Below are 10,217 nucleotides of genomic sequence, written 5' to 3'. Positions count from 1 at the left end.
GACAACGTCTTCGTCGAGCGGCTATGGCGCAGCGTTAAATACGAGGAGGTCTATCTGCGAGCCTACGAAACCGTCGGCGAGGCGCGACATTCGATCGGCCGGTATCTCGACTTCTACAACGCACGAAGGCCCCATTCGAGCCTTGACGACATGACCCCGGATCAAGCCTACTTCAACCTTCCGCCGCTCCGCGTGGCGGCCTAATCTCGGCAGAGGCTCCACTTATCGACGCGGAAAGTCTGTCCAGACAAGCGGGACCAGCTCTTTCCTACCGCGGCTCGTGTTCTTACCGCATTTTGCGAGAACATCGTCCATGTGGGTGATATTGGACAGGGCCATAAGCTCAAACTTGTCTATAATAGCATGACGATGGGCATGGCGGCGGTGGTAGCCGAAGCTTGCCAGCTTGCCGATGCCATTGACGTCGACCTTGCAACCTTACGCTCTTTGGTCAGTCGCGGCGCGACCAACAGCGGGATATTCCAAAACTTTGCAGCCTTTTTGTTGGACGAAAAGCCGGATGCTTTGGCAATATCGATCAGAAACGCCAAAAAGGATATTGACTGCGGCGTGCGATTAGCGAACGAAACCGCGTTGAAGGTGCCAGTTCTGACTGCCGCCGCGCAAAAGTTCCAAACCTGTCTCGCCGAAGGCAAGGGTGAATTGACCTTGCCTCATCTTGCGCTTTCCTCAAGGGATGACGAATCACGGCAGAATTAGCAGCGACGCCCCCAAAACAAACCTCCACAGTCCATGTCTTCCTGTTCTCCAGCGTCGCCTTCACACGGATGGCCAAAGCGTCGGCTAGATGCTTTTGTGCTCAGCGGACTTCAAAGCGATGCTCGATCCCGGGCTGCTGTTTTGAGCACGCAGGCCCGGCCATCGTTCCCGCTTTCCAAGCTCTTTGAAGAATACCAGGCGATCACGAGAGAGGAGACCGCGATTTGGCGCAACAGCCACATAGGGACGTGAAAGAGCTCGAGGACGTCACCGGCCACAAAGCGGTTGCATAACTTTCTGACGACGCCGGGTAGACTATGCGGAATGGCACCGCGAACGTGTCCTGGCTGATGAGGTTGAGGCGGGCATTGCGAACATGTTTATCCGTCCGCTGGCCCATCATCGATGCGTCAAGACCATGATTGCGCAGCTCGGTGGTCGTTCCGACAGGCAACCTTAGGAAGGGTCTGATGCCTTCGACGCGATTCCGAGGTTAGTCGAGGATGCCCAAGATCGGAACCCGCTGCTCACGGACCGTGGACGCGCATTTCGTTCTCGGGTGCTTTGCCGAGATCTGCACTAGCCGCACTCTTTGATGCGAGCAGCCTTCCAAGTTGGGCAGCTAACTCCCACGTGCTTAAACCAATACGCGCATCAACGCTAACATTCTGGAAATGGCGGGATTTCTAGCTCCAGTACCTAACGCAACGTGAGATTAAAGCGATTTCTTCCTGAGGAATGTTGTGCTGAAGTTACAGCAATTCACGGTGATGTTGCCAAGACGCGCAGAGCTGGGTTCAAGTGAGGAATAACACTCCAATGAAGAATTGCTGCTTCTGACTGCAAGCATCGTCGCAGTCAACGCGGCGGTCCCCGCATTTGGCGCGGATCTCGCTCCACAGCCTGTCCAATCCAACGCGCCGCAGCTGTCGGTCGCTCCCGCGATCTGTGACTGGACCGGTTATTATATGGGCATTAACGGCGGCTTGGGCTCGAGCCATAACTGCTGGGATTTCGCAGGCGTTACTCCCGAAGGCTGCCATGGTACGACCGCCGGCACTATCGGTGGCCAGATTGGCTATCGCTGGCAGATGTTCAATGTGGTCTACGGTGTTGAAGGCCAGGGCGACTGGGCAGACTTCAGCGGCTCCAATATCAGCACCGCTTTCCCGTCGAACATCAATCGAACCAAGACGGATGCGTTCGGCTTGCTCACCGGCCCGATCGGCTACGCTTTCAAAACCGTGCTGCTTTAGGCCAAGGGCGGTGCTGTGGTGACCAGCAACACAGACCAGATCAGTTCGACGGTCACTGGGGCGGAGCTTGCTAAAAGCGATAATGTCCGTTGGGGCGCGCCGTAGGCGCTGGCCTGGAAGTTAACTTCGCCCCCAGCTGGTCAGTTGGCGTCGAGTATGATCACCTGTTCATGCCGGAGAGCAAGGTGACCTTCCCCGCTGCCGGGTCGGATCGCATTCACCAGGATGTCGATATGGTAACCCTTCGGCTTAACTACAAGATGTTTCCGGTGGTTGGAAAATAGCGATCACAACACGTTTGCGGCGGATCGAGGAGCCCCGACCTTCGGTCGGGGCTTTTTCTTCGGAGTGCTCTTCCGCGCAGCGCTGACTGGCCGCTTTTGCGGAAGCGCCGCCTTTCCAAGTTACGCAAGGGACATGATCTTCTGCACTGGGGTCGGCGATATGCGCCTCGTCGGCAGCGGCACACTGGGTGCACGCGCCAGATCCCAGCCTTCCGCCTCTGAAATGCGCGTGGTGTGTACGGTCAAGGCTAACGACGCGATTGTCAGGTTCGAGATATCGTTGTTTCCAATCTGACGCGCCCGCGCAACATGAGGCGGCTAGAGAACCTTCAGTTTTCAAACGGCACGCTGCTTGCTTCATTTCGTACCGCCGTCACCGATGCCGGCTTCACGGCGCTTGGCTAAAAACCGGATCCGCGCAATGGAGTGTTTGATGTGATCTGGAGTTCGTTTCTTCAGGAGCCGCGATGATTGCGCCCATCGCTAGCTGCGAGGTCAATTCGGCAGGCCTTGGCCCAGCAATAAAGCTGACGCCCGTTCTGTGGAGCTGGTCAGAGGATAAGTTGGCGCGCAGGCCGGCGACGGTTACGGCCGGTCGTCCTTCAATTATCCTTCGCCGATGTATAGCGACGTCACCCCCTGTTTCTGGCAGGTCGGTTTGCTCGACAAGATGAAGGTCAGGCGCAGTGTGCGAACTGATTCGAAGTAGCAACTGCCACCCGGATCTCTCACCCCGTACAGCCAACGCTCGGATCATAGTCCGGTTTGAGGCGCTGCTGCGCTGGAACGATCCACTGCTTGTCCAAACTGTGCTCTCGAAGCACATGCGAAACTGCTCTTTAAAAGGAAGAGGCTTGATTGATGGCAAGTCGCTACATGCCACATATCGGGATGGTTGCGTTGGCCAGTCAGCAGTATCTGGCGATCGCGTTGATCTATTCGGCCATTCCGGTGATCCTTCGGGGCAACGGCGCCAGCCTGGAACTGGTCGGCTTGTATGGGACGGTCTTCTTTGCCTTCACCGTTAACTTTCTTTGGGCCCCCGTCGTGGATCGATGGAGCCTCAATCGTCTCGGGCTGAGGCGGTCATGGATCCTGTTGACCCAAATCGCCACTACCACTGCGCTGGCAGTGATGGCATTTTTGAACCCAAAGACCGATTTCGTGCTGGTTTTTCTTGTTTCTCTCGCCCTTGCGACCGTCGCCGCCACACAGCGGATCGCAACATTGGGCTACATAGCGGAAGCCCTCGGTTCCGGCGAGCGTCCGCTCGGCGCTGCGCTGCTGGGCTGGGGACGGGTCGTCGGCCACGTGATCGGTGGCGCGGTCTGCCTCCAGCTGATCGAGATTGTCGGTTGGCGTCCGGCTTTGCTGGGCTTAGCGCTGCTGCTAGTCGTTTTCGCTGGATGGGTGTTCGCGATTCCTGAACCGCTCCATTGCATGAACCGATGGCGCTCACCGCAGCGCCTGTCTATCTTCCCGATCCTTCTCAACAACGGCATGTGGACAACGGCCGCATTGATAGCGCCCGGCGTTATCGGGATCGCGCTGGCGTTCGCAATGGTGCAGTTGCGGCTCGTCGATCTCGGGTTTGCCGCGGCAGATATCGGATGGATCGGAGCGCTCTCGAACGTCGTGATGTATACTATCATCGCGCCAGTGACCAGCGCGATCCTGACCCGAATGGCGCCGAACCGGGGCGTGATCTGGGGCTGTGCAGTCCTGGCCATCGGTTTTGGAGCGCTTGCGATTATCGATCGCTATGTCGGCGTTCGCGTGAGCGCCGTCGCGAGCGTTGGGATCGTGTTCGCGGCCCTTGCAGTCCAGCATGTTACATTCACAAACTGGTTTCTCGCGCTCGCCCGGCCAGGCAAGGCGGGGACAGATGTCACGTTCCTGACTTCGGTGATGTCGGCGTTCGCATTGATAGGCTTCGCGGCGAGCGGGTTTATCGCGGCGAGATTTGGCTACAGGGTCACGCTGATATTGCCGGGTCTCGGCTATGCTCTCTCAGCCTTGCTCGCTGCGGCATTCATCCGCGCCGCCAATCTGACACCGCAGCGCGTGGCGAGAGACTGATGATCGGACTCACGCACTAGCCAGTCTTCCTGAGTCAGAGCGTCGCGGTCGACAGCAATCATACATTTGAGGAAACTAGAGGCGGCCGGCGATTGAGCACCTGGATTGCCCTCGAGATCATCCAACCTGCGCGGATTCGGATCGCTGGCGCTCTGATAGCCTTCCAGATTGCCTTGCAGAAACAAGAAATCGGTCTGTTTGATCGGTGATTGGCTCATGGCCAGCATTAGATCCACATCCGAGTCGTTTTGTCTTGATCGTCGCATTCATTTCGACCGCAATACTGCTCATGATCCGTTCGGGCGTCCAGATGGCCCGTTAGGAACCGTACAGGCATGCATAGTCGAGGGACAGCGGCAGCTTTTTAACCCGTTGCGGCGCGCTTTTGGACCATAGAGATGCACGCGCGTCGTTGATTGCGGAAGGTGTGCGCATAGCCTTGCAGTTCGAACGCCGTCCGTCCACCATGACAAGCGGCGAATAGTGGACGATTGTCTGGAGGGATACCTGTTGCCAGCTTAGGGCGCCGCGCGGCCGCCGGAAGACACTACGCTTGGGCTGTTCGTGCCAGCCTGATTTTACTTAGAAACTTTGAAGCTGGGCAGAGTAGCCGTGGCGCATCAGCCACGTCGAATCCACCAGCCCCCCTCCAGAAGGAGCTTGTCGACCGGGTTTAGAAGCTGGTCTTTTGATCGATTCATACCTGATAAGATAGCATATATTCGAACCAGTAGCAGTTTTAAACTCACGACAAAAAATCAACTGAAGCAAACCGATCAGCTCGAATCATACTACCGATCTTCATTGGCGCCTACAGCTACGATCGGCGACTGAAAACCTCACGTCCTACGAACACCTGCAAATGCTGGACTCCCTAGCCAGACCGATTCTAACTTAACGCTCCAAAGAATGCCCGGAACTAAGCACGTAGTTGCCGTATACAACGTGCGCGCAAGGAGCAAGTGGCTTCGTCAGATGGCAGGTCGAGCTTGCTCAATGCCTTGGCGAACGGTTGCCCATAGGATCGATTTTTGTCTTCACAGCAGTTTTCAGACGCAAACTGGCTTCGATACAATCATCGTCCATCAAGATGCTCACGCAGCATGGACATCAAAAATAAGATTGAGGCGGATCGCCACAATGACGGCTTGGATCCGGCTGGTCGCGCCCAGCTTTCGCATCGCGTTCTTAAGATGAAAGTTCACCGTATTCTCGCTGATTTGTAATATCCTCCCGATTTCCCATGACGATTTGCCCTCTGCCACCCACCGTAGACAATCTAGTTCCCGCTGTGATAGCGCAACTCTCATATTGCAATGATCTTCCGCCGGACGTGTGATCTCCACACAAGCGGTGTGAAAGTGCCAGGCTAGTGCGTTGAGATGGCCTTTGGAATGTTGAGGATCGGCATCGTCGAACCGAGATGCAAACGATACGACGGATAATCGACCCAATGGCCCAAACAATGGTACACTCATGCCGTGCTTGAGACCGGCCTCTCTGGCCTCATCAAGCACGCGCCTTTCGTCGGGCTGTAGTTGATATTGCTCGGCGAGTTGATCCCACAGAAACGGCCGCGAAAGCGTCGGTGTCCGCCGGACCACCGGATCGATTTTGTGGTACTTTCGCTTAAAATATCGTTCACACCATTCGGGCGGCCACTTAACGGCCACCGCGGGCGGCGGATACTCCGGTAGGCGAAGTGGCTCCGCGAAATTGAGCGCTCCGTAAGAGACTTCGCTGAAGCCTTCGTCGCTCGCACAGCTCACAAGAAGCTCGAAAAGCGATCTGAGGGATTGCGTTCGCGTCGCGCATTCGGTGAAGCTGAAAAGATCCATTTTGGGCGCCTCAGCGGGCTGGCCCAAAAGGTCGGTATTGCGCCGCTCGATTGAGCTTGTTTTAAGCGGAGGCAAGTTCCAATCCGTCGCCGAGCCGCCCCGTGATCTCGAGCTCAACGAGCCCGGTGTCACCGCAGATGTTCGGCTTGCCGGCGAGCATGAAAAGAAGTGGGCCACGGTCGTGCACGATCTACGGATCTGCATCGTCAGGCCGCAACTGATCTTCACCGCGCCGGCGCCGACGAGAGCCCGGTCGATGAGCAGCCCAACAGGCTCGTCGCGCAAGTTTGGCTCCTTGCATGAACAATGCGTGGCGTCTGAGTGCCCTAGTTGGACGCCTCCGACGCGAACAATTCTTAAGGGTTGAGCGCGACCGGCCCTCGTGGTGCATGACGATGTTCGTCAGGGGGATACCCCGATATGCCTGCAGTCGGAAATTCTGCTTGGTGCAGAGGGCACGTTGCATACGCTTCTCCGGAAGGGAGAGAACCTGGGGATGAGAACAGCAAGTGTCGTACCAGTTGCACCGCTCCCAAAAATCGGGTTTAACGACAATGACTTGAGAGAATTGGGATAGATGCCGCGGGCGCGTGCGTTGAAGAATTCGCGACATCAGGAGGAAAGCCGACAGCGCCATTTGGCTTAATTGTTCGTGATGATTGCCTGATTGGCTTTTTCTCTTGACGTGTGATCGGTGCCCCCTTGTGCAAGGCACCGCTGAATCGCTCATTATTGCGTGTCGCTTGCCAAGAACCTGAAAACAAGCGGAAAAGTTCAAGGACAGCGCATGCAGGCTATCTGACTCGTCTGTGAGCCGAATCCGCTCTGACCGACCAACACATGCAATTCTGAGGCACCGACAGGAGATGAGGCGCAGACGCTCGTCTGTCCATTTGCGCGCCGACGCTTCAATCCGTGACTGCGGCTGTTAGCGGCTTAGCGACGTTTCTCAGGACAGCGGCGCGGCAGTTGACAAACATCTGCTTCGTGTAATTCTCGCCGAAGTAATCCAGTACGAAGGTGCCGGTATAATCCGGATTATCGCCCACGCTGCGGATTAGGCTGTCGAGAATCTCGCCGATTTCGGGAATGCGCTCGCAGTAACGGGCACGGAGAACATTAACAGCGTTCATCGAGTGAATTGCCTCGTCGGCAACCACCTCTCTCAGGCAACGAAGGAAGCTGCTGCCAAGTCCGGCATAGAACTCTCTATCCGCAGCATAGGCGCGGCAAGTACACATCTCATCAAATGCGATCATAACGATCAGAGAGAATTCGTCCTTCAAGTATTCATTGATTGCAGAAAAACTATGCGATCGAGCTTCCAATCTGTCTCGAAGATCTTTTTCGGATTCACCAGCGACAAGCTCCATGATCCGGATGAAACCATCGGTGTGACGCTCTTCATCCGCGGCCCAGGCACTAAAGAACGCCTCAGCTTCGTTGGTGGCGATCAGATTTCGGTTGAACAATTCTTGTTTTAAGTGCCTCGCGTCGTATTCAGTATACAACTCTGGCCACAACTTGTCCCGACGTGCGCGCACAGTCGATGGTCCGGCCGTGAACATCGCCGGCGTCAACTCATCGAAAAAGTCTTTTGGATTCCAGTTCCGTCGAATCGGCGCAATCATCCGACTGTCCTTCTCTGCGAGCGGCCTGGCAGACGGACGCTCGCAAAGCATACTTGCTCCACACCAAGTATGCTGTCGCCCCCTTGTTTTGGTGGGCAATTTCGAGACGCAACTCATCAAACGGTTTGAAACTCGCGATCATCAACAGAAGCTCATGGGGGGCCGTCAACGGTTTTGGAGTTCGCGTGTAGTGTAGGCTGCGGTATCCCATCGCTTTCTTTGCAAACCGCTCCCTTTGATTGCGCGGCAGGCGAACTGGGGGGTCGCGGCGGCTTGCCGGCGCGCGTCAAAGCAGAGAGCCGACTGAAGGAATTCTGGCCGATTTGGTCGCGGGCCGCAGGAGCTTCGCTCGGATGTGAAGGAGCATGAGCCAAGCTGAGACCGTCAGCTATGACGGTAAACCGGACTTGACCTCCCAAAGCCTCTGACCGCCCCTTTTGACCCAATCCAGGCGTTCGGCCCTGATGACATCGTTCGCGGCATGGCGCCCCGCGCGGCTGCCAAGGAGATTCTCGAATTCCATTTGGAGCGCGCGTCGCAAGTGGCGGTGGCGCGCGATGCTCCACATTGAATGATTTCACTTCCCACGGAGTTGCGAGACGTCGGCCCGCTTCTGGAGTAGCAAGCCGAGTTCGCGTGCCTTCTTTCTTACTGAGGTGACATGGCGATCAAGCTCACGGGCTACGTCGTCGGCGCAGGTTTTCTGACGCGCGAGAGCTATCAATCGCTGCGCCTCCTGCTTTGACCATTCGCGTGGCCTTAAAGACTTCATGCGCCCTCATTCATCTGAAGCGATAGAAGGTGCAGCGATCTCCCCATCTGAGATGGGTGATATAAAGTCTCTGTGCAGGCAAGTTGGTCTTCGGGCGCCATCGAACAGCACGGTGATGCCCGTGGTACGAGGGCTCACGTCAATGACGACGCCACTCCGGTTAGCCAGCTCTGGGCATCGAGCGGCTCCGAACTTATTCATCTTAAAGCGGGTACCGACAACAATTCTGTCGACGTTCTGGTAAATCATTACCGCTATCCAGTCAGTGGATTCGAAAAAGCAAAAACCCGAAATCAAGCGGGAAACTATATCAGATCAATAATCTACGCAACCATTGGGCGAAATTGCGCCGCAAACGAACCAGGCGCGAATTGGCAGCAGCCAAAACTCCCGCGCATTAGCTGCTGGCCCCTTTGAGACATGCCGGGCTACTCAGGCGATGTCCGTTCATTAGACCGGAAGTCACGGCCTCAGGTGCAAACCGACGCGATTAACGGACACCCTGTGTGAGTGGCATCGCCATGCTGGTGTTCTCGCCATCTGCACTAATTTCTTGTGCATCTGTTGGATAGCGCGTCAAAACTGCCTGCAGCCCAGTCCCGCCGGCGACAGCTCGTCATCGCGATTGTAACGAGCCGCTTACCCATTGGATGTGCCAGACCATTAGGTCAATGCATATCAAAAGAGATGCCGCACACCTCGCTAACGGGCCGCACCGGCGGGAGTGCATACGGCAGATTAAGATGAACGATGCTTGCACTCACTGGCTTTGGTGCGCGGCGGAGCACAACGAACACCACGCCCGAAATGGTTGCCCGCCTCCATACCACTCGACAGGCAAGCCTCTTGTGAAGGCTGCTGAACAACAGATCAAATTCGCTGGCGAATATGTAATAGGGCGTGGAAAGGCGAGCGCCAAAGGCGTTGATGTCGCGCACTACGCACGGATGGAGCCCCATAATTCCATCGAACGAGAGCAATGCCGGCAGATTGATGACGTCGCGCGGCAGAGCGCGACGTTCCATTGACCTTTCAATCATGGCGAGAACTCCGCACAAGCTTCTTTGCTTCAGTTGCTGGTTCCGCCGAACCTCGCAAACAAGATAGTTCGCGCACTCCGCCAGACAAGCAGTTCTGCTGTCTAATTAGAGTTGACTCTAATTCTTCTATTAAAGCGAAGAATAGACGGTTCAACAAAATTAGCGCGATACACGAAAACGCGCAGATCGACGCTGCCCAGGCGGATGAATTGAGAAACACTTTTGGGTTTTTGGACGCCGGCAACAAGGAGGCTCGGCACGCTCAACTGACCGGCGTCCAAAAAGCGCCAAGGCACGAAGTCGCGGGAAGTTGGGCACCGATAGTGCGGCGAGCGCTATGGGGATTTAATGTTGGTGCCGATGTCGATGACGTGGGTGATGTTAGCCTGATGCCAGCTGGATATCTGCGCGCACGCGAGATCGGGCGAGTGCGGGAGGAGCTTCGGCGGTCGCTTGGATCGGATCGAGGGGCGATCCGCACGCTGACGGATGCCATTGGGTTGAGCGAGATCGCCGCCGGCGCGGGACCAGCATATCGGAAGCAGATAGTCGCATCGCTTACAGGGCGTCTGGCTCATGAGGTGTCGATCCTGTTTG

The 10,217-nt window shown here is 56.3% G+C and carries 7 protein-coding genes and 1 pseudogene; 5 read left to right on the top strand and 3 right to left on the bottom strand.

Annotated elements, in window-relative coordinates; translation table 11 throughout:
• From IVA82_RS17160 to IVA82_RS17145, 4 genes and pseudogenes are all read left to right on the top strand, one after another.
• Positions 1 to 204: integrase core domain-containing protein (locus tag IVA82_RS17160; protein WP_247493420.1), on the top strand; the 204-nt coding region annotated here is incomplete at its 5' end.
• Positions 205 to 315: 111 nt separating this feature from the next.
• Complete coding sequence (locus IVA82_RS17155; RefSeq protein WP_247493419.1) at positions 316 to 720, top strand: NAD-binding protein; 405 nt, start codon at positions 316 to 318, stop codon at positions 718 to 720.
• 827 nt (positions 721 to 1,547) lie between these two features.
• A pseudogene (locus IVA82_RS17150) lies at positions 1,548 to 2,260 on the top strand (outer membrane beta-barrel protein).
• A gap of 861 nt (positions 2,261 to 3,121) precedes the next feature.
• A complete protein-coding gene (locus tag IVA82_RS17145) occupies positions 3,122 to 4,339 on the top strand; it encodes an MFS transporter (RefSeq protein ID WP_247493422.1) in 1,218 nt (405 codons plus the stop codon).
• Positions 4,340 to 5,433: 1,094 nt separating this feature from the next.
• On the opposite strand, the gene IVA82_RS17140 is transcribed toward IVA82_RS17145, so the two are convergent.
• From IVA82_RS17140 to IVA82_RS17130, 3 genes are all read right to left on the bottom strand, one after another.
• On the bottom strand, positions 5,434 to 6,177 hold the full coding sequence (locus IVA82_RS17140) for a LuxR family transcriptional regulator (RefSeq protein WP_247493421.1): 744 nt from the start codon (positions 6,175 to 6,177) through the stop codon (positions 5,434 to 5,436).
• A 908-nt stretch (positions 6,178 to 7,085) separates the two neighbouring features.
• Positions 7,086 to 7,808 (bottom strand): hypothetical protein, encoded by a 723-nt coding sequence (locus IVA82_RS17135; protein WP_247493418.1) that lies wholly within the window; start codon positions 7,806 to 7,808, stop codon positions 7,086 to 7,088.
• Positions 7,809 to 9,248: 1,440 nt separating this feature from the next.
• Complete coding sequence (locus tag IVA82_RS17130) at positions 9,249 to 9,620, bottom strand: PilZ domain-containing protein (RefSeq protein WP_247493417.1); 372 nt, start codon at positions 9,618 to 9,620, stop codon at positions 9,249 to 9,251.
• On the opposite strand from IVA82_RS17130, the gene IVA82_RS17125 reads away from it, so the two are divergent.
• Positions 9,605 to 10,217, top strand: a 613-nt coding sequence (locus IVA82_RS17125) for a hypothetical protein (protein ID WP_247493416.1), incomplete at its 3' end; no start/stop codon positions are given. The genes IVA82_RS17130 and IVA82_RS17125 overlap by 16 nt on opposite strands.

This window comes from Bradyrhizobium sp. 142, from assembly GCF_023074015.1.
Lineage (GTDB): Bacteria > Pseudomonadota > Alphaproteobacteria > Rhizobiales > Xanthobacteraceae > Bradyrhizobium.
The sequence above is the reverse complement of the archived record's forward strand: the minus strand, read 5'-3'. Positions and strand labels throughout refer to the sequence as shown.

Bases quoted from the DNA above. Each gene is read 5' to 3' on its own strand.
- IVA82_RS17140 (WP_247493421.1), bottom strand. From the start codon at position 6,177: ATGGATCTTTTCAGCTTCACCGAATGCGCGACGCGAACGCAATCCCTC.
- IVA82_RS17130 (WP_247493417.1), bottom strand. From the start codon at position 9,620: ATGATTGAAAGGTCAATGGAACGTCGCGCTCTGCCGCGCGACGTCATC.
- IVA82_RS17135 (WP_247493418.1), bottom strand. From the start codon at position 7,808: ATGATTGCGCCGATTCGACGGAACTGGAATCCAAAAGACTTTTTCGAT.
- IVA82_RS17145 (WP_247493422.1), top strand. From the start codon at position 3,122: ATGGCAAGTCGCTACATGCCACATATCGGGATGGTTGCGTTGGCCAGT.